This window comes from Methylobacterium sp. 10, from assembly GCF_000519085.1.
In the GTDB taxonomy this organism is placed as follows: domain Bacteria; phylum Pseudomonadota; class Alphaproteobacteria; order Rhizobiales; family Beijerinckiaceae; genus Methylobacterium.
Genome location: NZ_KI912577.1, coordinates 962,919 through 987,154, shown reverse-complemented (window position 1 = coordinate 987,154; position 24,236 = coordinate 962,919). Strand labels below are relative to the sequence as shown.

Genomic DNA, 24,236 nt, shown 5'->3' with positions numbered 1-24,236 from the left:
GGGAGCACGCGTGCCGGGAAGGCGCCCCTCCCCGACAAACGGGAGAGGGGCCACCGGTGTCAGGCTAGAACAGCCCCTCGATCTGCCCGTTGGCGTCGAGATGGATGCCCTCCGAGGCCGGGACCTTTGGCAGGCCGGGCATGGTCATGATCTCACCGCAGATCACCACGACGAAGCCGGCGCCAGCCGAGAGCCGTACATCGCGCACCGAGATGAGGTGGCCCGAGGGCGCGCCCATCAGGTTCGGGTCGGTGGAGAACGAGTACTGAGTCTTCGCCATGCAGACCGGCAGGTTGCCGTAGCCGTCCTTCTCGAACTGGGCGAGCTTGGTGGCAGCCTTCGATTCCACCTGGATGTCACCGGCACCGTAGAGTTTGGTGGCGATGGTCTTGATCTTGTCGGTGAGCTTGGTGTCGGTCTCGTAGGCGAAGGTCAGGGGCTTCTGCTCGCCCTCGGCCAGCTTCACCACTGCCTGGGCCAACTCCTCGGCGCCCGCACCCCCTTCAGCCCAATGCTTGCAGGTGATGGCCTCGACCTGGAGCCTGTCGCGGCACAGCTCCTTCAGCTTGGCGTGCTCGGCATCGGTGTCGGCATAGAAGTGGTTGACACCGATGACCACGGGCAGGCCGAAGCCGCGCACGTTCTCAACGTGGCGGGCGAGGTTGGCGAAGCCCTTCTCCAGGGCGTCGAGGTTCTCGGAGCCGAGCTCCTTCTTCGAGACGCCGCCATGCATCTTGAGGGCGCGCACGGTGGCGACGATGACCACCGCGGACGGCTTCAGGCCGGCCTGGCGGCACTTGATGTCGATGAACTTCTCCGCGCCGAGATCCGCGCCGAAGCCAGCTTCGGTGACCACGTAGTCGCCGAGCTTGAGGCCGGCGCGGGTGGCGATCACCGAGTTGCAGCCATGGGCGATGTTGGCGAAGGGGCCGCCATGGATCAGGGCGGGGTTGCCCTCCAGGGTCTGGACGAGGTTCGGCTGCAGCGCATCCTTGAGGAGCACGGTCATGGCGCCCGTGGCCTTCACGTCGGCCAGGGTCACCGGCTTGCGGTCGCGGGTCTCGGCGATGACGATGCGACCGAGGCGGGCCTCGAGATCGTCGAGGTCACGGGCGAGGCAGAACACCGCCATGACCTCCGAGGCCACGGTGATGTCGAACCCATCCTCACGTGGGAAGCCGTTGGCGACGCCGCCCAGTGACTGGGTGATCGAGCGCAGGGCTCGGTCGTTCATGTCGACGACCCGGCGCCAATGGATACGGCGCACGTCGATGTTGAGCTCGTTGGCCCAGTAGACGTGGTTGTCGATGAGCGCAGCGGCGAGGCTGTGCGCCGAGGTGATGGCGTGGAAATCGCCGGTGAAGTGCAGGTTGATCTGCTCCATCGGCACGACCTGGGCCTTGCCGCCGCCAGCGGCACCCCCCTTCATGCCGAAACAGGGGCCGAGCGAAGGCTCGCGCAGACACATCACCGTCTTCTTGCCGATGCGGTTCAGCGCGTCGCCGAGACCCACCGTGGTGGTGGTCTTGCCTTCGCCCGCCGGAGTCGGGCTGATTGCGGTCACGAGGACGAGCTTGCCCTCGGGCTTCGATTCCAGCGACTTGATGAAAGCGTGGTCGATCTTGGCAATGTGTTTGCCGAAATGGTGCAAGGCCTCGTCCGGAATGCCGATCGTCTCGGCCACCTGCGTGATCGGCTTCAGGGTTGCCGCGCGAGCGATCTCGATGTCTGAGGGCATTGGTCTCTCCCGGTCTGTCGTCGCGATGGCGTGTCGCGCGGGCGTTTATTGTGGAACGTCGTGTGTTCGGAGCGTCGGGCATCGACGCCGCGGGCACCAGGCTTCACCGTTGTCATCACTGTGAGCGATGGAGCAAGCAAAAGCGCGTCGGAATTTTTCAACGTGTCTGCAAAATTTCATTTGAGAGTGCGGAATCCGGCATGGATCGCCCGCGGCGACACGGCAGCTGACTGGGCCGCTGTCAGCCCGACATCGCCGTCGCCGTGTAGCCGGCCTGGTCCAGAGCCTCGGCGATCGTCAGGGCCTGGGCATCGGTGGTGATCGCCACCCGGCCGTGATCGCGGTCGACGGCGATATGCGCCTCCGGATCGATCCGGAGGATCGCCTTGCGCACGGCCTCTGCGCACCCGTCGCAGGTCATGCCGTCCACTTGTATCAGCAGGTCTACCCGTCTCGCGTCCATCCACCCGCTCCCGTCGCTGGGTCATGTCCCGCGCCTATGTAGAGCCAAATCCCCTCCTGCCGCGAGAGGGCATGGCCCGGGCGGCGTCCGCGGCGATGCCAGACTGGCTGAAGCCAAGCTTGGAAGCTCATGCAACACATGGCGAAAAACCGGTTCACGCAGCCCGCGCCCATCTTGTGGGACTTCGTCGTCTCGGCGACAACCGGAGCCTGTCCCGACTTGCGGAATCCGTGCGGAATCCGTGACCGTGACCTCCTGATCTCCGCTCGATCGTCGTGAGGGTAAGAGTATTTCGATGGCCCGGATCGTCGGCCGACGCACGGTCCCGTGGCTCCTGAGTCTCATCGGATTCGTGGTCCTGGCGCCGCTCGCAGTGATCTCCCCCCTGGGCGGCGCCTTTGGATTGGCAGCCATGGGCGGCTTCGTCGCCATCCTGGCCGCGCGCCGGGCGCGCAAGCTCGACCAGCGCTGCGAGAAGCTTTCGGGCGAATTCGACATTCTCTCGCAACGCCTCGTGCGCCTGGAGACGGTGGCCCGTCTCATTGCCGACCAGCAGATGCGGATCGAGCGCGCCCGCGCCGACGAGGCCGGTCCGGCACAGGGCAAACAGGCCGGGAATGCCGCGGTGGATGCCGCCGTCGAGGAAGTCACGGCGGAAATCGGCCTGCTCAGCGGCATCGTCCGCGAACTAGCCGCCGTGGTCGCCACGCAGGACGGCGAGATCGCCCGCCTGAAGGCGACGCCGCCGGCCGGTCCCGCCCCGGCTCCCGTTGTCCGGCCGGTCGCCCATCATACCGTCCCTGATGCCCCCGTTGTCCCGTCCCCGCCGTTCCGGAACGACACGGGCGCGGCGCCCTGGGTGCCGCGAGCCTGGCCTCCGCTCGAGCGGTCCGAGGCCGTCACGGACAGGGCTCGGCCGGACCGGAGCCGGGATGCGGTCATGGTCGCGGCCTTCGACGGCGACGGGCTCGAAGTCCATCTCCAGCCCATCGTCTCCCTGCCCCAACGCAAGGTCGTGTCGTACGAGGCGCTGGCGCGCCTGCGCCTGGGTGCAGACATCCTCAAGCCGGAACTGTTCCTGCCGGCCCTCGAACGCCATGGGCGGACAACCGAACTCGATCGGCGCATGCTTCCCCTCGTCGCCACCGTGGCACGCCATCTCAGCGGACGCGGCAGTCAGGCGGCGGTGACCTACGCCCTGTCGCCGCATTCCCTGTTCGAGCCCGGCTTCCTGCGCACGCTGCCGCGCCTGCTCGCCGGCGAGCCCGACCTCTCCGGGCGCCTGGTGATCGCACTGCCCCAGTCGAGCTGGCGCAGCCTCGACGCCGAGCAGGCGGGCGCGCTGGCGGAACTGCGCGGCCGTGTCGGCTTTGCCCTCGACCGTCCCGTGGACCTACGCCTCGACCCCCTGGCCCTGGCCGACCGGGGCGTCAGCCAGGTCAAGGTGTCCGCCGATCTCCTGCTGCGCCCCAATTCCCGCCAGGCCATGCCCGACATCGCCCTCGACGACCTCGTCGCCTCCCTGTCCCGGGCCGGTATCCGGCTCGTCGCGGAGGCGGTCGAACACGAGAGCGACGTGCCCGATCTCATCGACCTCGACGTGCCGCTGGCGCAAGGCACCGTCTTTGCTCCGGCGCGGGCGGTGCGGGCCGAAGTTCTCGCTGTCGCGCCGCCGCAGGTCGCGCCGTCCCCGGTGCCGCCTCCGTCCCGAGAACCCGGCGGCGACGATCCGGAGCCGCCGCCACAACGCCGGCCGTTCCGCGATTTCCTGCGCCGGGCCGGCTGAGCAGGCCTGCCTGGACCCTGACGCGTCGATGTCGGTGCGTTGATTTCGGTGATCGGGCAGCCTAACCGGTCGGCCATCCTCGATGCCCCCGATCCCTTGCCAGTCAGGCCAGATTCATGAGCGAAACGATCGCGCGCGCCGCACCCTCGGCTCCGGTCCCGATTCTGGATGGGCTTTCCGCCGTCGCCGAGGGCTACGACCTCATCCTGTGCGATGTCTGGGGTGTGTTGCATGACGGGACACGTGCCCATGTAGGGGCGGGTGAGGCGCTGATCCGCTTTCGCACCCTGCCCGGGGCCGGTCGCCGGCGGCGGGTCATCCTCGTCTCCAACGCGCCTCGCCCCTGGGCCGGTGTTCGGACCATCCTCGACGGGTACGGTGTACCGCGCGAGGCCTACGACGCCATCCTCACCTCCGGCGACCTGACCCGGCGGCTGATCGCGGAGCATCCGGGCGAGCGCATCCACCATCTCGGGCCGGAACGCGACGCGACGATCTTCGATGGCCTCGACATCCGCCTCGTGGCGGCCGGAGAGGCGGATCGCGTAGTCTGCACCGGCCTGTTCGACGACACCACCGAGACGGCGGACGATTACCGTGTGACGCTGGCCGGGTTCCGGGCGCGGAACGTGCCGATGATCTGCGCCAATCCCGACCTCGTGGTCGAGCGCGAGAAGAAGCTCATCCCCTGCGCCGGCCTGATCGCGCAGGCCTATGCGGCGATCGGCGGCGCGGTGACCTATGCCGGTAAGCCATACCGCCCCGTCTACGAGGCGGCGCTCGCCATGGCTGCAGAGCTCGACGGGGACTCCGTGCCGGACGCCGCCCGCGTCCTCGCTGTCGGCGATGCCCTGCGCACCGACATCGCGGGGGCGGCGGCCTACGGAATCCCAAACCTGCTGGTGGCGCGCGGTATCCACGCGGAAGAACTCGGGGTTCTCGCCGAACACGACACGCTCGGCGAAGTGTCCGAATGGCTCGCCCGGCAGGAAGTGCGCCCGGATGCCGTCATCGAGCGGCTGGTCTGGTAGCGTCCCCGGATCTCAGCGGCCCCAAGCGGCGAGAAACGCCGATCAGGAGAACAGGGCGTCGATCTCGTCCTGGGCGGTGGCAGGTCCCTTGATCTGCGGCCCATTGAGGAGGAGGAGTTCGGCCCGAACCCGGCGCTCCACCTCAGCCGGGTCGACGCCACCCTCGTCCTTCGCCTTCACAGCGGCGGCAAAACGCGAGAGGCGGCTTTCGAGCTGGCGGAGGGATTCGCTCACCTTGGCGATCCGCTGGCCGGTGATGTCCTGGAACGTGCAGGCTTCGAAGATATCGTTCATCCGTGCCTCGACGGCGGCACGGTAGTTCTTGTCGTTGGGAAGGCCAAGAATTTCCTCGGCCGCATTCATGATGGAATTCGTCGCCCCCGCCGTCGCCTCAACGACGCTGCCGAGCTCCTCATGCGCCATTGGCAGCCGGTCACGGGTGAGCTCGTTCGCCCGCAGGGCCGCGATTTCCCTGCGGACATGCGCGATGTAGTCGGCGATCTCGACCAGCTCCCGGATCAGCGACGGTCGCGTCGATGCTGGGTCAGGGCCGGCCGTCCGTGCCTTTTCCGCCATGGCCATCGCCTGTCGCTCCACGGTGCTGTCCATCGCCGAAGAAAAGAGATCGGGTCTGCGGCTTAAGCGCCGCAGACAGCCTCGATCTTGCTCTTCAGCGTCGCCGCATTGAAGGGCTTGACGATGTAGTTGTTCACGCCGGCCTTCTTGGCCGCGATCACGTTCTCGGTTTTCGATTCGGCGGTGACCATGATGAACGGCGTGGTGCGCAGGGCCTCGTCGGCACGGACATGGCGCAGGAGCTCATAGCCGGTCATCGGCTCCATGTTCCAATCGGAGATGACGAGGCCGTATTTGCGGTTCTTCAGCCGGGCGAGGGCCGCGGTCCCGTCGGAAGCATCGTCGACCTCTTCGAAGCCGAGCTGCTTGAGCAGGTTGCGGATGATGCGGACCATCGTCTGATAATCGTCCACGACGAGGATCGGCATGCCGAGATCGAGGGCCATGGGTCGGGGTGCTCCGTCGGTGCAGGGCCGGTGCGGCATGCCGCGAGCCGGAATAAGTGGCAAAAGAATTGGGGGAGGCGCCGCCACGCGCCGCCTCTCGTCCGTGAAAGTACCGCACCCAGCATTGCGAAGCGGTTAATTGCGCGGCCTATCGTGCAGCCTCCGTCGATCGGGCCGCCGCTTCCCTTGACCCTCCTCCGGCTTTTCGACAGGTTCCCGCGTCCGGAATCCCCTCCGCGGTCGCCGCGTCGACCGCAGCTTCTTCGAGACCGCTTGAACCCGATGGCGCCAGCCGACGATCCTTCCGCGCGCCCCGGAGCCCGCTCCCCATCGGGGCGGCCCTTCACGATCTGCCGCGAGGACGAGGCCGTACCGGCGGCCCTGGCCGGGGCTATCGCGGCGATCGGCAATTTCGATGGCGTTCACCGGGGCCACGGCGCTCTCGTGGAGGCCGTCCGCGAGGAGGCCGACCGGCGCGGCGTGCCAGCGGTGATGCTGACTTTCGAGCCCCATCCGCGCGCCTATTTCGCGCCCGACCTGCCGATGTTCCGGCTGACGGGACCGGCAGCCAAGGAGACCGTCTTCGCTCGCCTCGGCCTCGACGGACTGATCGTACGCCGTTTCGACGCCATCATGGCGGGGACCACCGCTGCGGGGTTCGTCCACGACCTGCTCGCGCGCGATCTCGGCCTCACAGGCGTCGTGATCGGCCACGACTTCCATTTCGGGCGCGGACGCGAGGGCACGCCGGAGGTGCTGGCCCGGCTCTGCGCCGAAGCTTCCCTGGCTTGCCGGATCATTCCCCCCGTCTCGATCGGGGAGGGCGAGGCTCCTGTCTCGTCGAGCGCGATCCGGGAAGCCCTGCGGCAGGGTGACATCGGCCGTGCGAACCGGCTGCTCGGCTACCGTTGGTTCATCTGCGGCGAGGTCCGGCACGGCGACAAGCGCGGCCGGACCTTGGGCTATCCCACAGCGAACGTGGCGTTGCCCGATTGCGCCCTCTCCCACGGCATCTATGCCGTCCGCATCAGGTTGCCCGATGGAACGGTGTGGGACGGCGTGGCGAGCTATGGCCGCCGTCCGACCTTCGACGACGGCGCGCCCCTCCTCGAAGTCAACCTGTTCGGCTTCTCGGGGGATCTCTACGGCCAAACCATCGCCGTGGAGTTCCTCGGCTACATCCGCGGCGAGGAACGCTTCTCCGGCGCCGAGGCTTTGATCGCCAGGATGGACGTGGATGCGGCCGAGGCACGGACGCTCATCGCGGGCGACCGCGTTCCGTCGATGATCGGCTGAAGATCCAAGGCGCCGGCCGGCGGATCAGCGCTTGGCGGGATCGATCGAGGCAAGGCGCCGAGCCGCCTGCTGCAGGGCGTCCTGGTGGCCGTTGCCGCTGAGCGCATAGACCGAGCGGCCCGCCGTCCAGTAGACGGTCTCGCCGTCGCCTGGGCTCGTCACCTCTCCAGTGAAGGCCGCCTCGTTGGTGCCCCGTGCCGCGAACAGGGAGATCTCGCCGAGATCGGGTGCGTCGATCACGACCTCGACGCCGGCGCCGTGACGCGCGGGCACGATCTGGACGTCGCGCACCGACCAATCCCCCGGAAGGTCCGGCAGGACGATGCCCGTGGCGCTGGAGATGCCGGCCTTGTCGTAGCTCGGCGTGGCGCGCGAGCCGAGGCGGACGCGGATCTGAGCCACCTCCCTCGCCTGACGTGCATCAGCGACCAGAGCCGGATCCACCGGCGCGGCGAAGGTGTCCGGCACACCGAACACACCGGTATCCGAATGCGCGATCCAACCTGCGCCCACGAGAAGCACGATCACCGCCGCCCGCTTCAGCCGCTCGCCCACCCGCCGCCAGGCCATGGACCGGTCGAGGCGGCGAGCCGCCGCGCGGTTGCGCTCCGGACCCGGTCCCGGCAGCTGCGAGAAGGCTTGGCGCAGGGCATCCCTGTCATGCATCTCGGCCATCACCTGCGCCGCCGCCTCAGGCGTCCGGGCGAGATAGGCTTCCACCTCAAGCCGGCGCATGACGTCGAGTTGGCCATCGACGAAGGCGGCGAGGTCACTGTCGGTGATCGGGTCGATCATGACGGTCGTATCCAGTTCAACGGTCGGAAACAGCTGAGCTTCCATGCAGTCCTGGTACTCGTCGTCGCCGAGTACCCTCGAATTCGGGGCGGCTATGACCCGCCGATGGCTTTTGATGCGAGCCGGACGTCCTGCCGGGCATCCTGGCCGTTCCAGTCACTGACGAGGCGCAGGTGCGGTCGCTCGGGCCTGCCCGCTCCCGAACCCGGCGTGGTTTCGGAGCGGCTGCGGCCGCTACTGGCCTGGCCTTCCTCGAATGCGCGGAGGGCGGCGCGACCGCGACCGAGGCGGGACATCAGCGTACCGATCGGAATTCCGAGCACGGCCGCCGCATCGGCGTAGGCCATGCCTTCAAGGGTCACGAGGTGGAGCGCGGCGCGCTGCTCCTCCGGCAGGGTCAGGAAGGCCTGGCGTATCTGGGCGAGACGCACCTGTCCCTCTTGAGCGGGCGGTACGCTCTCGTCGCCCATCTGGACGAGGGCTTCGGCATGGCGGGCTTCCACCCGCTTGCGGCGCTGGTCGTCGATGAAAACGTTGTGCAGCACCGTCATCATCCAGGTCCGCAGATTGGTGTTGGGCCTCACGGAGAGGCCGGATTCCAGCGCGCGGACGAGAGTATCGTGAACAAGGTCGTCGGCCTTCAGCGCGTCGCGCGTCAGCGAACGCGCATAGCGTCGCAGCGGGACCAGAAGGTCGACGATAGAGGAGGCGGAGGCGGTCTGAGTGGGTTCGGCCGTCATGGTCAGTTAACGCGCGAGCCCGGCCCGCTAATCCGGCCGGGCGGCGCTCTATTGATAGGTCGCCTTGAGATTCAGGGTACAGGTCCGTCCGATGCCCTCGTAATGTTCGGCGAGCCAAGCCTGCGCCGCCGCACGGCCTTTGTCGCGCAGGCCCTCGAACACGCGCATCCGGGCATCCATCCGCGAAGAGGCCTTGTAATCGTCAAGTGCTCCCGTCCCGTCGATTCGGTGGACCAGCATGCGGTGGTAGTCGTTGCGGCCGAGCACACCGTCCTCGATCAACCCGTCGACGAAATCGATGGCGCGCAGTTCCCGCATCAGGTTCGCGTTGAAGGTGATCTCGTTAAGCCGGTCCTGGATCTCCTCGCGCGAGCGCGGGGTCTCGCGACGCTCCACCGGATTGATCTGCACCAATACAACGTCGCGGGTCCGGGCCCCATGGAAGAGCGGGTAGATCGGCGGGTTGCCGAGATAGCCGCCGTCCCAATAGGGCACACCGTCGATCTCAACCGCCTGGAACACGGTGGGCAGGCAGGCCGAGGCCATCAAATGGTCGACGCTCAAGGAATCCCGCTCGAAGATGGCGAGCTTGCCGGTCCAGACATTGGTGGCCGAGACATAGATCCCGGCGGTCTCCGCCGTCCGGAGTCGTTCGAAATCCACGTGCTTGGCCAAGGCCTTGCGCAGGGGATTCACGTTGAGCGGGTTGGAGATGTAGGGACTGGTCTTGAGCGCCCGCATCCAGAAATCCAGAACTGGGTTTTCGTTCCAGAAGTCGAAAAGCCGGTCGAACACGCCGCGCTGGGCCGGCCACAGGTCGCCGTCGAGGCTCGCCTCGCGCCAGAACCGGTCGAGGGCGGCGCGGGCGCCCTCCGGCCCTCCGGCAATCCAGCCATCGACCATCACGACCGCGTTCATCGCCCCGGCGCTGGCCCCGGTGACGGCCTCAAAGGCGAGACGGCCATCCTCGATCAGGGCATCGAGCACGCCCCAGGTAAAGGCGCCATGGGCGCCGCCGCCCTGCAGGGCCAGCGCGATGGTCTTCTCGGCATTCGGACCGGCCAAGCTGACAGGCGGGCGCGAGGCGGGGCGAGGCGGGGCTGCCTCCATATCGGTAGAGGGTGAATCGACCAGGGCCGGCTGTTGGGAATCGAGCATCGTCAGCTCCACGTGGCAGGATCACACAGGCGCATCCCGTAAGGTGCGCATGAGTATGCTGCATTGCAGCATCGAAGGTCGCAGGGCAGCAAACCTGTGACTGCATGGATCGGTTCCGCTTGGACCGTTCCTGTGGCGGACATGTCGCACTGCGCCAATTCCCTCGACATCGTCCATGGGATAAGACATGTCAGCCGACGCTGGGCCAACGTGTTGCGCGCGATCCGTCCTGCCGCGTGGTTCCCCCATGCGGTACGCGGACTTGACGCATGCGGCGCGCCATCTCAGCTAACCGGCAGGGGTCTCGATCACAGGACCCTTCACCCGATCTTCGCAAAGGATCGGCAGGATTCGATACCAGACGACCATGGCCGGGCGCTCGCTTCAGGGCAGGCCAGGCCATAAGCAAGGTCAGCGATGGACGCCATGATGGAAGCCACTTCCGCCGATCCGTTCGGCCCCGGCATTTCGATTTCCGGTCCGGAGATCGCCGGTCCGACACCGCGCCACCGCACGGTGGGGGTCACTGTGGGCGAGGGCGAGGGGGCCGTTACTGTCGGTGGAGGCGCCCCGGTCGTCGTCCAGTCGATGACCAACACCGACACGGCCGATATCGATGCCACCGTGGCGCAGGTCGCCGCCCTGTCGCGGGCCGGCTCCGAACTCGTGCGCATCACCGTCGACCGCGACGAGGCCGCGGCAGCCGTCCCGAAAATCCGCGACCGGCTGGCCCGCATCGGCGTCCATGTGCCGCTGGTTGGCGACTTCCACTACATCGGCCACAAGCTCCTGTCCGATCACCCAGCCTGCGCCGAAGCCCTGGACAAGTACCGGATCAATCCGGGCAATGTCGGCTTCAAGGAAAAGAAGGATACGCAGTTCTCGACCATCGTCGAGCAGGCGATCCGCTACGGCAAGACCATCCGCATCGGTGCCAATTGGGGCTCGCTGGACGAGGCGCTGCTCACCCACCTGATGGACGAGAACGCCCGGTCAGCGCGCCCCATCGACGCCCGCGCCGTGATGCGCGAGGCCATGGTGCGCTCGGCCTTGTCCTCGGCCCAGCGCGCCGAGGAACTCGGCCTTCCCAAGAACCGTATCATCCTCTCGGCCAAGGTCTCGGCGGTGCAGGACCTGATCGCGGTCTACCGTGAGGTCGCCCGGCGCTCCGACTACGCGATCCATCTCGGTCTCACCGAGGCCGGCATGGGCTCGAAGGGCCTGGTTGCGGCCTCCGCGGCCATCGGCGTGCTGCTCCAGGAAGGCATTGGTGACACGATCCGCTATTCGCTGACCCCGATGCCCGGCGGCGACCGCACCGTGGAGGTCAAGGCCTCCCAGGAACTCCTGCAGACCATGGGCTTCCGCACCTTCGTGCCGATGGTCGCCGCTTGTCCCGGCTGCGGCCGCACCACCTCGACCACGTTCCAGGAACTCGCCCGCGACATCCAGAACTGGATCGTCACCTCCATGCCGGAATGGAAGAAGACTTATCCGGGGGTCGAGGGTCTGAACGTTGCGGTGATGGGCTGCATCGTCAATGGACCCGGCGAATCGAAGCATGCCGATATCGGCATCTCGCTGCCCGGCACCGGCGAGACCCCCACCGCACCGGTCTTCATCGACGGCAAGAAGGCGATGACCCTGCGCGGCGCCACGCTCGCCAAGGATTTCGAGACGGTGGTGATCGACTATATCGAGCGCCGTTTCGGCCAGGGCGCCCGCACCGCCGCCGAGTGAGTCCGTCCGTCGTGACGCCCGTCGTCCCGCGCTGCTCCTGCACGCGGGGCGAATTCGCTCGCCTCCCCGGGGAGGATCTCCCGTCCATGGCGGGATCGTCGTTCTCGGCGTCATACCCGCATGATACGCCCTTGGCATGCTTCGCGCTGGGAGTCGTCTTGCGCCGGTGCTTTAATGACCGGCCGCCGGTTCGTCCGCGACATGTGGGGACGGGACTCCGCTCGCGGTTCGCCCGTCTCCATCGCCCATGTCGCGCGCCAAATCCAAGTCTCCCCATCCCTCTCCCCGTCGCAGAAGCCTGATCGCAGCGCATGACGCAAACCGCCATCCCGAGCGTCCCCGGCGCTCAGCCCGGCCCTGCGGCCAGTCCCGAGACCGGGCCCGGTGATCACGGGCATGGGAAGACGAGCTTCTGGACGCTGGTCGTCGGCTCTGTCGGCGTCGTCTACGGCGACATTGGCACCAGCCCGCTCTACGCCTTCCGCGAGGCGCTCGGCCCGGCGAGGGCGGACGGCATTCTGCTGCCCGAGGAGGTCCTCGGCACGACGTCGCTCATCCTCTGGGCACTGCTGCTGATCGTCACGATCAAGTACGTCGTCATCCTGCTGCGCATGGACAACAACGGCGAGGGTGGAATCCTCTCGCTGATGGCCCTGGCCCGCAAGGCGCTGGGCGGTTCGCGCATCGTCTTCATGCTCGGGCTGCTTGGCGCCTCCCTATTCTACGGCGACGCCGTCATCACGCCGGCCATCTCCGTGCTCTCGGCGGTGGAGGGCCTGAAGCTCGTCACGCCGGCCTTCGAGCATTACGTCCTGCCGATCACGGTGGCGATCATCTTCGCTCTGTTCATGGTCCAGAGCCGGGGCACCAGCAAGGTGGCGGCCTTTTTCGGTCCGATCATGGTGATCTGGTTCCTAGCGCTGGGGCTCGCGGCCCTGCCGCACATCGTGTCGCGGCCAGAGGTCTTCCAGGCGTTCAATCCCTGGTACGCGCTGCATTACCTCCTCGGCCACGGCACCGGGGCACTGGTGGCGCTGGGCGCGGTCTTCCTCGCCGTGACCGGTGCGGAGGCGCTGTTCGCCGATCTCGGGCATTTCGGGCGCCGGCCGATCCAAGTGGCCTGGCTCGGCCTCGTGGCCCCGTGCCTGACTCTGAACTATCTCGGCCAGACGGCGCTGGTTCTCAACGCGCCGGACACGACCGATCCGTTCTACCAGCTCGTCCCCGAATGGGGCCTTCTGCCCATGGTGATCCTAGCGACCATCGCCACCGTCACCGCGAGCCAGGCCGTCATCACCGGGGCGTTCTCCCTGTCGCGCCAAGCTATCCAGCTGGGCCTGCTTCCGCGCCTCGAGATCCGCCACACTTCGGAGTCGCATTCGGGCCAGATCTTCCTGCCGCAGGTGAACATCCTGCTGCTGATCGGGGTCGTGGTCCTGGCGATCCTGTTCCGGTCGTCCTCGGCCCTGGCCTCCGCCTACGGTATCGCCGTGACGGGCACGATGCTGCTGACCGCTAGCATGGCCTTCATCGTACTCTGGAAGTCGTGGAAATGGTCGCCGATCGCCGCCGCCGCCGCGATCATGCCGTTCATCGTCATCGAGTTCCTGTTCCTGCTGTCGAACATGCTCAAGGTGTTCGAAGGCGGCTACGTGCCTCTCGTACTGGCCGGATTCCTGATCGTCGTGATGTGGACCTGGGTGCGGGGCGTGAACATCCTGTTCAACAAGACCCGCAAGACCGACGTACCGCTGCTCGAACTCGTTGGCATGCTGGAGAAGAGCCCGCCCCATCACGTGCGCGGCACGGCGGTGTTCCTCACCAGCGACCCTTCGATCGCCCCGGCGGCGCTGCTGCACAACCTCAAGCACAACAAGGTGCTGCACGAGAAGAACGTGATCCTCACGGTCGAGACCGTGGACACGCCCCGCGCAAGCGAGGCGGACCGTATCCGCATGGAGCCGATCGGCCCGCACTTCTCCAAGATCGTGATGAAGTTCGGCTACATGGAGCAGCCCAACATCCCGCGGACGCTGACGCTCCTGAAGAAGCAGGGCTTCAAGTTCGACATCATGGCCACGTCGTTCTTCCTGTCGCGCCGCTCGATCCGCCCCGCCGCGCATTCCGGCATGCCGCTCTGGCAGGACCGGATCTTCATCACGCTCGCCAAGAACGCGAACGACGCCACCGACTTCTTCCAGATCCCCACCGGCCGCGTGGTGGAAGTGGGGACACAGGTCACGGTCTGAGGCCGAGTCCTTCCGGGTCGGAGGCCTTACGGCCTCGGAAGGTTGATGACGGGCGGCGGAGGAGGCGCCTCGGGGGCCAGGGCCGCCAACGTTGCCGGGCTTCTGGCATGGGCGACCCGCGTTCTCGCCACCGTCTTCGACAAGGATTTGGAATGTGCGCCCTGGCTTATGGCGGCGTGGGAGGCGGCGGCGCGATCCGGTTCCGCCCGAGCCGTCGAGGCGGGCTGGGTGCCCGTTTCCTCTGGCCGAGCGGCGACCGGCGGAGTCGAGGGAATGCCGGTGGGGGCCGGAGTCGCGACGGCCTGGACCGGTGCTGCCGGTGAGGCTTCGGGAATGGACGGGGTGGAGGCCGCGGCGAAGGCCAGGGCGGCCGGTGGCCGGGCCTGCTCCACGGCTCCGGGCTTGCGCTTCTCGTAGAAGGCGTTGCCGCCGGCCACCGCCACGTAATGCATGTTGTTGTAGTGGAACGTGCGGCCCGCCGTGTGGAAGTACATGGCGCGGCCGACCTTCGGATGGCGCTGGCCGGCAAGGACCGCATCGGCGGCGTCCGCGACCTTCGTCAAATCCTTCTCCGCCATGGGCTTGGTGAGAACGCCGGTAGCGAATTGACGGGGCTGGCCAACCACGGCGCAGATGCCGCCATTCGGGAAGGCGGCCGCTTCGAGGCGGTTCATCACCACCGTGCCGACGGCGAGCAGGCCTTCGGAATCGCTGCGGTTCGATTCGAAATACATGGCGCGGCCGAGACAGTCGCGCTCCTCGTCGCTCACCGCCATGGGCTTGGCCGCGAGGCCTGGGCCACCGAGGGAACCGGTCGTGGTAGGGGAATTACAGGCACCGAGGCCCATCGTCGTCATCAGCAGGACCCCGTAGAGTCCCGTCGTCGCCGATCGGGGATACCCCATGCCGTCTCGCTCCCGTCCGTTTCCTTAACGGTCTAGCTCGGCGGGAAATGTGGTTTCTTTTCGGATACGGTCCGGGAGGGTTGATCATCTTTCCGATGCTGTGGCCTGAGGATCACGTCCGGCTTTTCTCGCTCCGGCCAGGGCGAACCCGATCCTCGCTTCAGAGCATCGGCAGGTGCGCGGGCTTAGGCCTGCGAGGAAAGGCATCGTCGAGGCTCTGCCATTGACGATCGGTCAGCGTCAGGTGGCCGGCGGCGGCATTCTCGTCCACATGCGTGATGCGCGCGGCCTTCGGGATGGTGAAGACCGAGGCGGACCGCGTCAGCGCCGCGAGCGCGACCTGCCGCTGCGTTGCTCCCGTCTCGGCAGCGATCCGGCCCAGCACACGCCCACCGGCCGAGTCCGGTTCGGGAAAATCGTCATGGCCAAAGGGGCTGTAGGCAACGACGGCGACGCCGTGCGCTTCGCACCAGGGCAGGACAGCGTGCTCGATCGCCCGTTGCCTGAGATGGTAGAGCACCTGATTGCAGGCGATGCGGCCTTTGCCGGCTATGGCAAGAGCTTCCTCAAGGTCGGGAACGTCGAAATTGCTGACCCCCCAGGAGAGCAGCTTGCCCTGCCGGACCAACTCCTCGAAGGCGCCTATGGTCTCCTCAAGCGGAGTCCCTCCGCGCCAGTGCAGGAGATAGCTGTCGAGCCGGTCCGTCTTCAGGCGCGCCAGCGAGCGCTCGCAGGCGGTGACGACGGAGCGTGCCGAGGCATGGTTCGGCAGGACTTTCGAGACGAGAAACACCTCGTCGCGTCTCCCCGCAATCGCTTCCGCCACCACGAGTTCGGCCTCGCCATACATCTCCGCGGTGTCGATGTGGCTCATCCCAAGATCGAGGCCTTGTCGCAGGGCAGCCACGGCGCTGGGCCGGTGCGACTCGTCGAGGGACCACGTGCCCTGACCGATCACGGGGACGGGACGCCCGGTCGGCCCGAAGGTCTTCTCTCGCATGCGATGCTCCGATAGACGACCGTCCGTGCGGGCCTGCCTCAGGCCGTCAGGGTGCCGTGGCAGTGCTTGAACTTCTTGCCCGAGCCGCAGGGGCAGGGCTCGTTGCGGCCGACGCGACCCCAGGTGCTCGGATCGTTCGGGTCGCGCTCGATCACGGACGCGTCCGTGGACATCGCCTGCGCGGCGTAGCCGTAGACCGGTCCGCCACCGCCGACGCTGCCCGTGCCGCGATCGGAGAAGTCCATTTCGTTCTCGCCGGTGACGGGATCGAGGTGCTGGGCGAACATGGACGGCAGTTCCGGGCTCGCGAACGGGTTCGCCCCTTGCGAGTCCTGCTCCTGGTAGGTGATCTCGATGCGGGCTAGCTGCTGGGTCACCTGCTCGCGCAAGCTGCCGACAAGGCCGTTGAAGAGTTCGAACGCTTCGGACTTGTACTCGTTGAGCGGGTCCCGCTGGGCGAAGCCGCGCCAGCCGATCACCTGACGCAGGTGGTCGAGGGTGACGAGATGCTCGCGCCAGAGATGGTCGAGGGTCTGCAGCAGCACCTGCTTCTCGACATAGGTCATCACCTCCGGCGTGTTCTTCTCGGTGCGGGCGGCATAGGCCTCGTCGGAGGCGGTACGCAGGCGGTCGCGCATCTCCTCGTCCGCGATGCCCTCTTCCCTGGCCCACTCCTCCACCGGCACGTCGAGGTTCAGCACCTCGGTGACGCGCAGGCGCAGGCCCTCGATATCCCACTGCTCGGCATAGGCGTTCTCGGGGACGTGGATGGCGACGAGATCGTCGACGACGCCGTGGCGCATCTCGTCCACGGTGTCGCGCACGCTGTCCTGGCCCATGAAGTCGCGGCGCTGCTCGAACACGACCTTGCGCTGGTCGTTCATGACGTTGTCGTATTTCAACACGTTCTTGCGCATGTCGAAGTTGCGCGCCTCGACCTTCTGCTGCGCTTTCTCGATGGCCTTGTTGATCCAGGGGTGGATGATCGCCTCCCCCTTCTCCAGGCCGAGGCGGGTCAGCATCCCGTCCATGCGGTCCGAGCCGAAGATCCGCATCAGATCGTCCTGGAGCGACAGGTAGAATTTCGAGCGGCCGGGATCGCCCTGGCGGCCGGAGCGGCCACGCAGCTGGTTGTCGATGCGCCGCGATTCGTGACGCTCGGTGCCGATGATGTAGAGGCCGCCGGGCAGGGCCTTCTTGCGCCCGGCCTCCGGGTCGGCCGGCTCGCCAGAGGCCAGCACCTTGGCACGGTTCTCCTCGATCTCGGCCTTGATCGCCGCCGCCTTCGTGTCCCGCTCGGCGCCTGCGGGCAGGCCGGCGAGCTCCTTCTCCAAGCGCATCTCGAGATTGCCGCCCAGTTTGATATCGGTGCCGCGCCCGGCCATGTTGGTGGCGATGGTGATGGCGCCCGGCACGCCAGCCTCGGCGACGATATAGGCCTCCTGCTCGTGGAAGCGGGCGTTGAGCACGGCGAAGGTCTTGGTCACCCGGCCTTCGCGGGCGGCGGCGTAGACGTCGGTGAGCGCATTGAGGTCGGAATAGTCGAGCTGGCGGAAGCCGGCCTTCGTGAGCATCTCGGCCAGGTGCTGCGACTTCTCGATGGAGCCGGTGCCGACCAGGATCGGCTGGTGGCGCGCATGCGCCTTCTCGATCTCCGCGATGATGCCGTCGTACTTCTCGCCCACCGTCCGGTAGACCTCGTCGTCCTCGTCGACGCGCTCGACCTCCTTGTTGGTGGGAATGTCGACGACTTCGAGCTTGTAGATCTCGGCGAATTCGTCGGCCTCGGTGGAGGCCGTGCCGGTCATGCCCGCGAGGTTGGTATAAAGGCGGAAGTAGTTCTGGAAGGTGATCGAGGCGAGCGTCTGGTTCTCGGGCTGGATGGTCACCCGCTCCTTGGCCTCCAGCGCCTGGTGCAGGCCCTCAGAGTAGCGCCGTCCCTGCATCATGCGGCCGGTGAACTCGTCGATGATCACCACCTCGTCGTTCTTGACGATGTAGTCCTTGTCCAGGGTGAACAGGGTGTGGGCGCGTAGCGCTTGGTTCACGTGGTGGACGAGGCTGACGTTATGGGCGTCGTAAAGGTCGCCCTCCTTCAGGAGGTCGGCGCCGCGGAGCAGGTCCTCGATGAACTCGTTGCCGCTCTCGGTGAGCGAGACCGAGCGCTGCTTCTCGTCGAGGTCGTAATGCTCCTTCTCGAGATGGGGCATCAGCGCGTCCACCGAGACGTAGAGCTCCGAGCGATCGTCCACGGGACCGGAAATGATGAGCGGCGTGCGCGCCTCGTCGATGAGGATGGAATCGACCTCGTCGACGATCGCGAAATTGTGCCCGCGCTGCGAGAGCTGGCTCAGCTCGTACTTCATGTTGTCGCGCAGGTAATCGAAGCCGAACTCGTTGTTGGTGCCATAGGTGATGTCGCAGGCATAGGCCTCCCTGCGCTGCTCGTCGTCGAGCCCGTGGACGATGGTGCCGACGGTGAGACCGAGGAAGCGGTAGACTTGGCCCATCCACTCGGCGTCGCGGGAGGCGAGGTAGTCGTTCACCGTGACCACGTGGACGCCGAGACCCGACAAGGCATTGAGGTAGACCGGCAGTGTCGCCACAAGGGTCTTGCCCTCGCCGGTGCGCATCTCGGCGATGCCGCTCTCGTGGAGCACCATGCCGCCGATGAGCTGCACGTCGAAATGCCGTTGGCCGAGGGTGCGCTTGGCTGCCTCGCGCACGGTGGCGAAGGCGGGAACGAGGATCTCGTTGAGGCTCTTTCCGGCGGCGAACTCGGCCTTTAGCATGTCGGTGCGGGCGCGCAGGGCCTCGTCCGACAGGGCGGCGATCTCCGGTTCCAGGGCATTGATTTCGGCAATGCGCGGGCGATAGCCCTTCACGCGGCGGTCGTTGGACGAGCCGAAAATCTTTTTAGCGAGGGCGCCGAGCATCGTGAACCTGCGGTCGAGATATCTGAAGCGAGATATCGGAAGAGTGTGTTGGGCGGGCTTATAGAGGTAAATATTGCAGGGCGCATCCGAAAGGGCTGTGCTGTCGCGCGAACCCGCGACGATGACCCGGTCGCCTCTCATGGAGGGGCTCCGGGTGTTGCCTCCGCAGGGCAAGGGCAGCTTGCGCCCGTCCGTAAGGGCGGGCGAATCGGCTGTCGCCAAAGGGCTGGGGCCGTCAGTCGGTCTCGCAGGAACCTGCTCCGGAGTTCACGGGGCGATCCTGCGCACAGCGGACACCCTCCGCCGCACCGTCCGCTATCAAGGCCGCTTCATCGTGATCGGGGGGGGCTCCCATCAAACGACGCTTGCGCTTGCCTTCGGGCCTTGCCGGCGCCACGTGTGACCCACAGATCCTGGTGGCGTCCTGCCGCCTGTTCTGCTGCCATTTGCCTGCTGCCATGCCCCCAAACCCGGCCGGACAGAGCCTCGAGGGTGCGGCACCATTTCCCGAGGAAATCCCGTTCATGACGACGCCCCACTTTCGTCGGCGCACCTGCGCCTTGGCGCTGGCCGTTGCCCTGCCCCTCGCCTCCGTCGCGCTGCCGATGCAGGCCCTGGCGCAGACGCCGCCGGCCGCCGCCCCCGCCGCGCCTCCGGTTGCACCGGAGACGGTGGTGGCCAAGGTGAACGGTTCGCCGGTCACCGCGGGCGACCTCGCCATCGCCGCCGAAGACCCGGCGCTCTCCCTGCCCGGCGTCGACGAGGCCCAGAAGAAGAACCTGCTCATCGACTACATGGTCGACCTCAAGGTCGGCGCGCAGGCGGCCGAGGTGGCCAAGGTCGGTGACTCGCCCGAGTTCCAGCGCAAGCTCGCCTATTTCAAGAGCAAGCTCCTCCTCGACGAGTATCTGGAGCGTGAGGCAAAGAAGGCGGTGACGCCGGAGGCCGCGAAAGCCCTCTACGACCAGACCCTCACCACGATGAAGCCTGAGGAGGAGGCCCATGCCCGGCACATCCTCGTGGACAACGAGGAGGAGGCCAAGAAGATCTCGGCCCGGATCAAGGGCGGCGAGGACTTCTCGAAGATCGCGGCGGAGCTTTCCAAGGATCCCGGCTCCAAGGCCGAGGGCGGCGATCTCGGCTGGTTCACCAAGGAACGGATGGTCGCCCCCTTCGCGGAGGCCGCCTTCAAGCTGCCGGTCGGCCAAGTCTCCGACCCGATCAAGACGCAGTTTGGCTGGCACGTGATCAAGGTCGAGGAGCGGCGCACCAAGCCGGTGCCGACCTTCGCCGAAATGAAGGATCAGGTCGACCAGTACCTCACCCGCAAGTCGCAGCAGGACCTGATCCTGAAGCTGCGCGAGAGCGCCAAGATCGAACGTACCGATACCGCCGCGCCCGCCCTGGCACCCAAGGCTCCCTGAAGCTCGGTCCCTGAAGCCGGATGGCTTTCGAAAACGAAGAAGGCCTGCCCCGTCGCCGGGGCAGGCCTTCGTCTTGTCAATGCCGCGGGAGGGCGTCAGGCGATGTACTGGGCGCCGTTGATCGTCAGGGTCGAGCCGGTGATGAAGCCCGAATCCTCCGCCGCGAGGTATTCCACCGCACGGGCGATCTCGGCGGCCTCACCGAGGCGGCCCACGGGAATCGTCGAGATGATCTTGTTGCGGATGTCCTCCGGCACCGCCATCACCATGTCGGTGGCGATGTAGCCGGGCGCGATCACGTTGACGGTGATGCCCTTCGAGGCGCTCTCCTGTGCCAGCGCCTTGGCGAAGCCGATCACGCCCGCCTTGGCGGCCGAGTAGTTGGTCTGGCCGGCCTGGCCCTTCTGGCCGTTGATCGACGAAATCAGGATGATGCGGCCAAAATTGCGGGCGCGCATGCCCTCGATCACCGGACGGGTAACCGTGAACATCGAGTCGAGGTTGGTCTTGATGACCGCCTGCCACTTCTCGAAGGTCATCTTATGGAACGCGCCGTCACGGGTGATGCCGGCATTGTTCACCAGGATGTCGATGGGGCCGAGCTCGGCCTCGACGGCCTTGATGCCGGCCTCGCAGGCGGCGGCGTCGCCGACGTCGAACTTGAAGACCGGGATGCCGGTCTCTGCCTTGAAGGCGTTGGCCGCCTCGTCGTTGCCGCCGTAATTGGCGGCCACTTTGTAGCCCTTGGCCTTGAGACCCGTCGAGATCGCGGCACCGATGCCGCGCGTTCCACCCGTGACGAGGGCAATGCGTTCCTGAGCCATGGCTTCCTCCAATTTTCTTTGATGTTCGATGGCGTGCGTAATGCAATTTCTTGCAGATTCTCGGCGCGGGCGGGCTTAGCTCAATCGGCTCCGCCCGCCCATGCCATTTAAATTTGCTGCGTCCTCAAGAATTCTCCAAGACAATGTCCCCAATGTTTGCGGGCATCCTTGAAGATCTGTCATGAGCGCAGAGATTATACTGTATTCAATCGAGCCCGCTGGGGCTTCAGACGCGCTCAATGCACATGGCGACGCCCATGCCGCCGCCGATGCAGAGGGTAGCGAGGCCCTTCTTGGCGTCACGACGCTTGAGCTCGTGCAGCAGCGTGACGAGGACGCGGGCGCCGGACGCACCGATCGGGTGGCCGATGGCGATGGCGCCGCCATTGACGTTCACCTTGTCGGTGTCCCAGCCCATGTCCTTGTTCACGGCGAGCGCCTGGGCGGCGAAGGCCTCGTTGGCCTCGATCAGGTCGAGGTCGGACGGCTTCCAGCCGGCCTTGTCGAGAGCCTTGCGCGAGGCCGGGATCGGGCCGGTACCCATGACCTTGGGGTCGACGCCGGCGGTGGCCCAGGACACGATCCGGGCGAGCGGGGTGATGCCGCGACGCTCGGCCTCGGAGGCCGACATCAGCACGATGGCGGCAGCGCCGTCGTTGAGGCCGGACGCGTTGGCGGCGGTTACCGTGCCGTCCTTCGAGAAGGCGGGCTTGAGCTTGGCCATCGCCTCGATGGTGGCGCCGTCACGGATGTACTCGTCGGTGTCGACGATGGTGTCGCCCTTGCGGCCCGGAACGGTGACGGGGACGATCTCGTCCTTGAAGCGACCTTCCTTGCGGGCGGCCTCGGCCTTGTTCTGCGACTTCGTCGCGAACTCGTCCTGCTGCTCGCGGGTGAGCTGGAAGGCCTGGGCCACGTTCTCGGCTGTCGTGCCCATATGGTAGCCGTTGAAGGCGTCCCACAGGCCGTCCTTGATCATGGTGTCGACGAGCTTCACGTCGCCCATCTTCTGGCCGCCGCGCAGGTACTGCGCATGGGGGGAGAGCGACATCGATTCCTGGCCGCCGGCCACGATGACCGTGGCGTCGCCATTGGCGATCTGCTGCATGCCGAGAGCGACCGTGCGCAGGCCCGAGCCGCAGACCTGATTGACGCCCCAGGCGGTGGCCTTCTCCGGGATACCGGCCTTGATGGCGGCCTGCCGGGCCGGGTTCTGGCCGGCGCCGGCGGTGAGGACCTGACCGAAGATCACTTCGTCCACGTCGTCGGGAGAGACGCCGGCGCGCTCCAGGGCGGCCTTGATGGCGACGGCGCCGAGTTCATGGGCCGGGACGGTGTTGAAGGCACCTCCGAACGAACCCACTGCGGTCCGCGCCGCTCCGACGATGACGATGTCTTCCGCTGCCATTGACGTTCTCCTCTTGAGGGCCGGCGCGACGTTGAAGCCCTCTGATGGGCATGCGCGCTTGAGGCCAACTCAGGCGATGAAAGCGCTGGGCAGGGTGAAGTCAAGCGCGTGCGGAAGGTCGGCGAGTGACCGGCCGGCGTTTGTCACCGGAGGCGCCGCGCGGCGTGTGGCACTATTCTGCGGGGATCGGGGTCAAATTGCTGTTTTCGTCAGCGGGCGAAAGCCTTAAGGTCTGCTCACGCGCAAATACGAATGATACCCGGACGGCGCATCGGGCCTCGAAGGGATTGGGCGCTGGAATGAACGTGTCGGGAAAGGCCACGAGGATGGCGGACAACGGTAAGTCTCAGCAGACCGTCATCAAGAAATACGCGAACCGGCGGCTCTACCATACCGGAACCTCGACCTACGTCACGCTCGAGGACCTCTCGACGATGGTCCAGAACGGTGAGGATTTCCTCGTCTATGACGCCCGCTCGGGCGACGACATCACCCGCTCCGTGCTCACGCAGATCATCTTCGAGCAGGAGAACAAGGCCGGCGAGGACAATCTGCTGCCGGTGGCTTTCCTGCGCCAGCTCATCCGCTTCTACGGCGACAGCATGCGGACGATGGTGCCGAGCTTCCTCGAATTCTCCATGGCCAATTTCGCCCGCGACCAGGACGGCCTGCGCGAGAAGATGAACCAGAGCTTTGCCCCCAAGGTGTTCCAGAGCGCCATGGAGGAACAGGTGCGGGCCAATATGAGCTTCTTCGGCGACGCCATGAAGATGTTCACGACCTTCGGGACCGGGCCGCTCTCCGGTATGAAGACGTCCGCGTCGGCGCCGACGCCGTCCCATCCGGCGACCCCGGTGCCCGCGCCTGACAGTGACCTCGACGAGTTGAAGCGGCAGATGGCGGAGATGCGCAACCGCCTCGAAGACCTCGCCAAGAAGTAGTCCCCGATTGCGTCCTGAAAGAGTACTGATGAACCGTTAACGTCGGCCCACCCATTGCTCTTTTCTGCCCATTGCAGGCGGAAAGGCAGCGTGTGGCACAAACCGGCACGGGAAAGTGTACCAAAACGGGTCGCGTCGTCCCCGAGGGGGATCGGGGCACGGCAAGGACGCTCGTTGTCGTCAACGGCGGCGAGACGGTGGCCCGCAAGGCGAGTGTCGCCTATGGCAGGCCGAGCGCCGAGTTCCTGACTCAGCTTCTCGTCAGTTGCGAGCCGACCATGCGTGCCTCCCGCACGGAACGCATGCGCTCGGCCACGGCGCACTACGCCGAGACGACACGGATCGGGGTGGGCAAGCGCCGCGCCTGATTCGTCGGCACGCAGAACGCAAAAAACCGCCCGGAGGCGGTTCTCGCAAACATCATCTCGTCCCAGCCTGAGCTGGACCGTAGACGACGCGCAAAATCAGGCTTCGGCCGACTTCACCTTGAGGACCTGACGACCGCGATACATGCCGGTCTTCAGATCGATGTGGTGGGGCCGACGCAGCTCGCCCGAATCCTTGTCGGCGACATAGGTCGGAGCCTTGAGGGCGTCGGCGGACCGGCGCATGCCGCGCCGCGAGGGGGAGGTCTTTCGCTTCGGAACGGCCATGGGTAGTCCTGCTACGACAAAAAGGATGCACGGGCGCCGCCCCGCGAGGGAATAGGCAACCTCGGCACCGTGTTCAAACGGAGATTCGATGGCGGCTGTATAGCGGCACATCGGCCGTCTGGCTAGA

Annotated in this window: 21 protein-coding genes; 8 read left to right on the top strand and 13 right to left on the bottom strand. The window is 66.6% G+C overall.

Features of this window, described 5'->3' with window-relative positions; genetic code table 11:
- Positions 1 to 64 precede the first annotated feature (64 nt).
- Positions 65 to 1,738: a formate--tetrahydrofolate ligase gene (locus K368_RS0104460; RefSeq protein ID WP_027171332.1), complete on the bottom strand. Its 1,674-nt coding sequence runs from the start codon at positions 1,736 to 1,738 to the stop codon at positions 65 to 67.
- Between the two features lie 241 nt (positions 1,739 to 1,979).
- Positions 1,980 to 2,201 carry a heavy-metal-associated domain-containing protein gene (locus K368_RS0104455; protein ID WP_027171331.1) on the bottom strand — a complete coding sequence of 74 codons (222 nt, stop codon included), beginning with the start codon at positions 2,199 to 2,201 and terminating at the stop codon, positions 1,980 to 1,982.
- Between the two features lie 295 nt (positions 2,202 to 2,496).
- On the opposite strand from K368_RS0104455, the gene K368_RS0104450 reads away from it, so the two are divergent.
- Together K368_RS0104450 and K368_RS0104445 are read left to right on the top strand one after the other, a co-directional pair.
- On the top strand, positions 2,497 to 3,987 hold the full coding sequence (locus tag K368_RS0104450; protein ID WP_027171330.1) for an EAL domain-containing protein: 1,491 nt from the start codon (positions 2,497 to 2,499) through the stop codon (positions 3,985 to 3,987).
- Between the two features lie 116 nt (positions 3,988 to 4,103).
- Positions 4,104 to 5,018: a TIGR01459 family HAD-type hydrolase gene (locus tag K368_RS0104445; protein WP_027171329.1), complete on the top strand. Its 915-nt coding sequence runs from the start codon at positions 4,104 to 4,106 to the stop codon at positions 5,016 to 5,018.
- A 42-nt stretch (positions 5,019 to 5,060) separates the two neighbouring features.
- On the opposite strand, the gene K368_RS0104440 is transcribed toward K368_RS0104445, so the two are convergent.
- Together K368_RS0104440 and K368_RS0104435 are read right to left on the bottom strand one after the other, a co-directional pair.
- Positions 5,061 to 5,600 (bottom strand): protein phosphatase CheZ, encoded by a 540-nt coding sequence (locus tag K368_RS0104440; RefSeq protein ID WP_027171328.1) that lies wholly within the window; start codon positions 5,598 to 5,600, stop codon positions 5,061 to 5,063.
- A 56-nt stretch (positions 5,601 to 5,656) separates the two neighbouring features.
- Positions 5,657 to 6,040 carry a response regulator gene (locus K368_RS0104435; protein WP_018046001.1) on the bottom strand — a complete coding sequence of 128 codons (384 nt, stop codon included), beginning with the start codon at positions 6,038 to 6,040 and terminating at the stop codon, positions 5,657 to 5,659.
- A gap of 282 nt (positions 6,041 to 6,322) precedes the next feature.
- On the opposite strand from K368_RS0104435, the gene K368_RS0104430 reads away from it, so the two are divergent.
- Positions 6,323 to 7,336 carry a bifunctional riboflavin kinase/FAD synthetase gene (locus K368_RS0104430; RefSeq protein WP_027171327.1) on the top strand — a complete coding sequence of 338 codons (1,014 nt, stop codon included), beginning with the start codon at positions 6,323 to 6,325 and terminating at the stop codon, positions 7,334 to 7,336.
- A gap of 24 nt (positions 7,337 to 7,360) precedes the next feature.
- Here the strand turns inward: K368_RS0104430 and K368_RS0104425 are convergent, their stop codons facing one another.
- The 3 genes from K368_RS0104425 to K368_RS0104415 form a co-directional block, all read right to left on the bottom strand.
- Entirely contained in the window at positions 7,361 to 8,131 is a 771-nt protein-coding gene (locus tag K368_RS0104425; RefSeq protein WP_036266743.1) for an anti-sigma factor, read from the bottom strand.
- Between the two features lie 92 nt (positions 8,132 to 8,223).
- Complete coding sequence (locus tag K368_RS0104420; protein WP_027171325.1) at positions 8,224 to 8,871, bottom strand: sigma-70 family RNA polymerase sigma factor; 648 nt, start codon at positions 8,869 to 8,871, stop codon at positions 8,224 to 8,226.
- A gap of 48 nt (positions 8,872 to 8,919) precedes the next feature.
- Positions 8,920 to 9,981: a patatin-like phospholipase family protein gene (locus K368_RS0104415; protein WP_245259660.1), complete on the bottom strand. Its 1,062-nt coding sequence runs from the start codon at positions 9,979 to 9,981 to the stop codon at positions 8,920 to 8,922.
- A 474-nt stretch (positions 9,982 to 10,455) separates the two neighbouring features.
- On the opposite strand from K368_RS0104415, the gene ispG reads away from it, so the two are divergent.
- Positions 10,456 to 11,769 (top strand): flavodoxin-dependent (E)-4-hydroxy-3-methylbut-2-enyl-diphosphate synthase, encoded by a 1,314-nt coding sequence (ispG, locus tag K368_RS0104410; protein WP_197030982.1) that lies wholly within the window; start codon positions 10,456 to 10,458, stop codon positions 11,767 to 11,769.
- A gap of 311 nt (positions 11,770 to 12,080) precedes the next feature.
- Complete coding sequence (locus tag K368_RS0104405; protein ID WP_027171322.1) at positions 12,081 to 14,018, top strand: potassium transporter Kup; 1,938 nt, start codon at positions 12,081 to 12,083, stop codon at positions 14,016 to 14,018.
- Positions 14,019 to 14,044: 26 nt separating this feature from the next.
- Here K368_RS0104405 and K368_RS0104400 read toward each other — a convergent pair whose 3' ends face one another.
- The 3 genes from K368_RS0104400 to secA form a co-directional block, all read right to left on the bottom strand.
- A complete protein-coding gene (locus tag K368_RS0104400; protein ID WP_027171321.1) occupies positions 14,045 to 14,923 on the bottom strand; it encodes a cell wall hydrolase in 879 nt (292 codons plus the stop codon).
- 160 nt (positions 14,924 to 15,083) lie between these two features.
- Positions 15,084 to 15,923 carry an aldo/keto reductase gene (locus K368_RS0104395; RefSeq protein ID WP_027171320.1) on the bottom strand — a complete coding sequence of 280 codons (840 nt, stop codon included), beginning with the start codon at positions 15,921 to 15,923 and terminating at the stop codon, positions 15,084 to 15,086.
- Positions 15,924 to 15,961: 38 nt separating this feature from the next.
- The gene (secA, locus tag K368_RS0104390; RefSeq protein ID WP_027171319.1) at positions 15,962 to 18,859 is read right to left on the bottom strand and encodes a preprotein translocase subunit SecA; all 2,898 of its coding nucleotides are present in this window, start codon (positions 18,857 to 18,859) and stop codon (positions 15,962 to 15,964) included.
- 524 nt (positions 18,860 to 19,383) lie between these two features.
- Here secA and K368_RS0104380 point away from each other — a divergent pair.
- Positions 19,384 to 20,283 carry a peptidylprolyl isomerase gene (locus K368_RS0104380; RefSeq protein WP_027171317.1) on the top strand — a complete coding sequence of 300 codons (900 nt, stop codon included), beginning with the start codon at positions 19,384 to 19,386 and terminating at the stop codon, positions 20,281 to 20,283.
- A gap of 95 nt (positions 20,284 to 20,378) precedes the next feature.
- Here K368_RS0104380 and phbB read toward each other — a convergent pair whose 3' ends face one another.
- Together phbB and K368_RS0104370 are read right to left on the bottom strand one after the other, a co-directional pair.
- Positions 20,379 to 21,107 (bottom strand): acetoacetyl-CoA reductase, encoded by a 729-nt coding sequence (gene phbB / locus K368_RS0104375; protein ID WP_026176322.1) that lies wholly within the window; start codon positions 21,105 to 21,107, stop codon positions 20,379 to 20,381.
- A gap of 226 nt (positions 21,108 to 21,333) precedes the next feature.
- On the bottom strand, positions 21,334 to 22,515 hold the full coding sequence (locus tag K368_RS0104370) for an acetyl-CoA C-acetyltransferase (protein WP_018046015.1): 1,182 nt from the start codon (positions 22,513 to 22,515) through the stop codon (positions 21,334 to 21,336).
- Between the two features lie 326 nt (positions 22,516 to 22,841).
- Here K368_RS0104370 and phaR point away from each other — a divergent pair, with 326 nt between their 5' ends.
- Both phaR and K368_RS0104360 read left to right on the top strand, forming a co-directional pair.
- A complete protein-coding gene (phaR, locus tag K368_RS0104365) occupies positions 22,842 to 23,456 on the top strand; it encodes a polyhydroxyalkanoate synthesis repressor PhaR (protein ID WP_027171316.1) in 615 nt (204 codons plus the stop codon).
- A gap of 92 nt (positions 23,457 to 23,548) precedes the next feature.
- On the top strand, positions 23,549 to 23,824 hold the full coding sequence (locus K368_RS0104360) for a hypothetical protein (protein ID WP_027171315.1): 276 nt from the start codon (positions 23,549 to 23,551) through the stop codon (positions 23,822 to 23,824).
- Between the two features lie 96 nt (positions 23,825 to 23,920).
- Here K368_RS0104360 and rpmF read toward each other — a convergent pair whose 3' ends face one another.
- The gene (gene rpmF / locus K368_RS0104355) at positions 23,921 to 24,109 is read right to left on the bottom strand and encodes a 50S ribosomal protein L32 (protein WP_018046018.1); all 189 of its coding nucleotides are present in this window, start codon (positions 24,107 to 24,109) and stop codon (positions 23,921 to 23,923) included.
- Between the last annotated feature and the right edge of the window lie 127 nt (positions 24,110 to 24,236).

Excerpts from the sequence above, each read along its gene's own strand:
- K368_RS0104425 (WP_036266743.1), bottom strand. The coding sequence starts at position 8,131 with ATGATCGACCCGATCACCGACAGTGACCTCGCCGCCTTCGTCGATGGC.
- K368_RS0104445 (WP_027171329.1), top strand. The coding sequence starts at position 4,104 with ATGAGCGAAACGATCGCGCGCGCCGCACCCTCGGCTCCGGTCCCGATT.
- K368_RS0104405 (WP_027171322.1), top strand. The coding sequence starts at position 12,081 with ATGACGCAAACCGCCATCCCGAGCGTCCCCGGCGCTCAGCCCGGCCCT.
- phaR (WP_027171316.1), top strand. The coding sequence starts at position 22,842 with ATGGCGGACAACGGTAAGTCTCAGCAGACCGTCATCAAGAAATACGCG.
- K368_RS0104430 (WP_027171327.1), top strand. The coding sequence starts at position 6,323 with ATGGCGCCAGCCGACGATCCTTCCGCGCGCCCCGGAGCCCGCTCCCCA.
- K368_RS0104380 (WP_027171317.1), top strand. The coding sequence starts at position 19,384 with ATGACGACGCCCCACTTTCGTCGGCGCACCTGCGCCTTGGCGCTGGCC.
- K368_RS0104440 (WP_027171328.1), bottom strand. The coding sequence starts at position 5,600 with ATGGCCATGGCGGAAAAGGCACGGACGGCCGGCCCTGACCCAGCATCG.
- K368_RS0104460 (WP_027171332.1), bottom strand. The coding sequence starts at position 1,738 with ATGCCCTCAGACATCGAGATCGCTCGCGCGGCAACCCTGAAGCCGATC.
- K368_RS0104420 (WP_027171325.1), bottom strand. The coding sequence starts at position 8,871 with ATGACGGCCGAACCCACTCAGACCGCCTCCGCCTCCTCTATCGTCGAC.
- K368_RS0104455 (WP_027171331.1), bottom strand. The coding sequence starts at position 2,201 with ATGGACGCGAGACGGGTAGACCTGCTGATACAAGTGGACGGCATGACC.
- rpmF (WP_018046018.1), bottom strand. The coding sequence starts at position 24,109 with ATGGCCGTTCCGAAGCGAAAGACCTCCCCCTCGCGGCGCGGCATGCGC.
- ispG (WP_197030982.1), top strand. The coding sequence starts at position 10,456 with ATGATGGAAGCCACTTCCGCCGATCCGTTCGGCCCCGGCATTTCGATT.
- K368_RS0104400 (WP_027171321.1), bottom strand. The coding sequence starts at position 14,923 with ATGGGGTATCCCCGATCGGCGACGACGGGACTCTACGGGGTCCTGCTG.
- K368_RS0104395 (WP_027171320.1), bottom strand. The coding sequence starts at position 15,923 with ATGCGAGAGAAGACCTTCGGGCCGACCGGGCGTCCCGTCCCCGTGATC.
- phbB (WP_026176322.1), bottom strand. The coding sequence starts at position 21,107 with ATGGCTCAGGAACGCATTGCCCTCGTCACGGGTGGAACGCGCGGCATC.
- K368_RS0104435 (WP_018046001.1), bottom strand. The coding sequence starts at position 6,040 with ATGGCCCTCGATCTCGGCATGCCGATCCTCGTCGTGGACGATTATCAG.
- K368_RS0104450 (WP_027171330.1), top strand. The coding sequence starts at position 2,497 with ATGGCCCGGATCGTCGGCCGACGCACGGTCCCGTGGCTCCTGAGTCTC.
- K368_RS0104415 (WP_245259660.1), bottom strand. The coding sequence starts at position 9,981 with ATGGAGGCAGCCCCGCCTCGCCCCGCCTCGCGCCCGCCTGTCAGCTTG.
- secA (WP_027171319.1), bottom strand. The coding sequence starts at position 18,859 with ATGCTCGGCGCCCTCGCTAAAAAGATTTTCGGCTCGTCCAACGACCGC.
- K368_RS0104370 (WP_018046015.1), bottom strand. The coding sequence starts at position 22,515 with ATGGCAGCGGAAGACATCGTCATCGTCGGAGCGGCGCGGACCGCAGTG.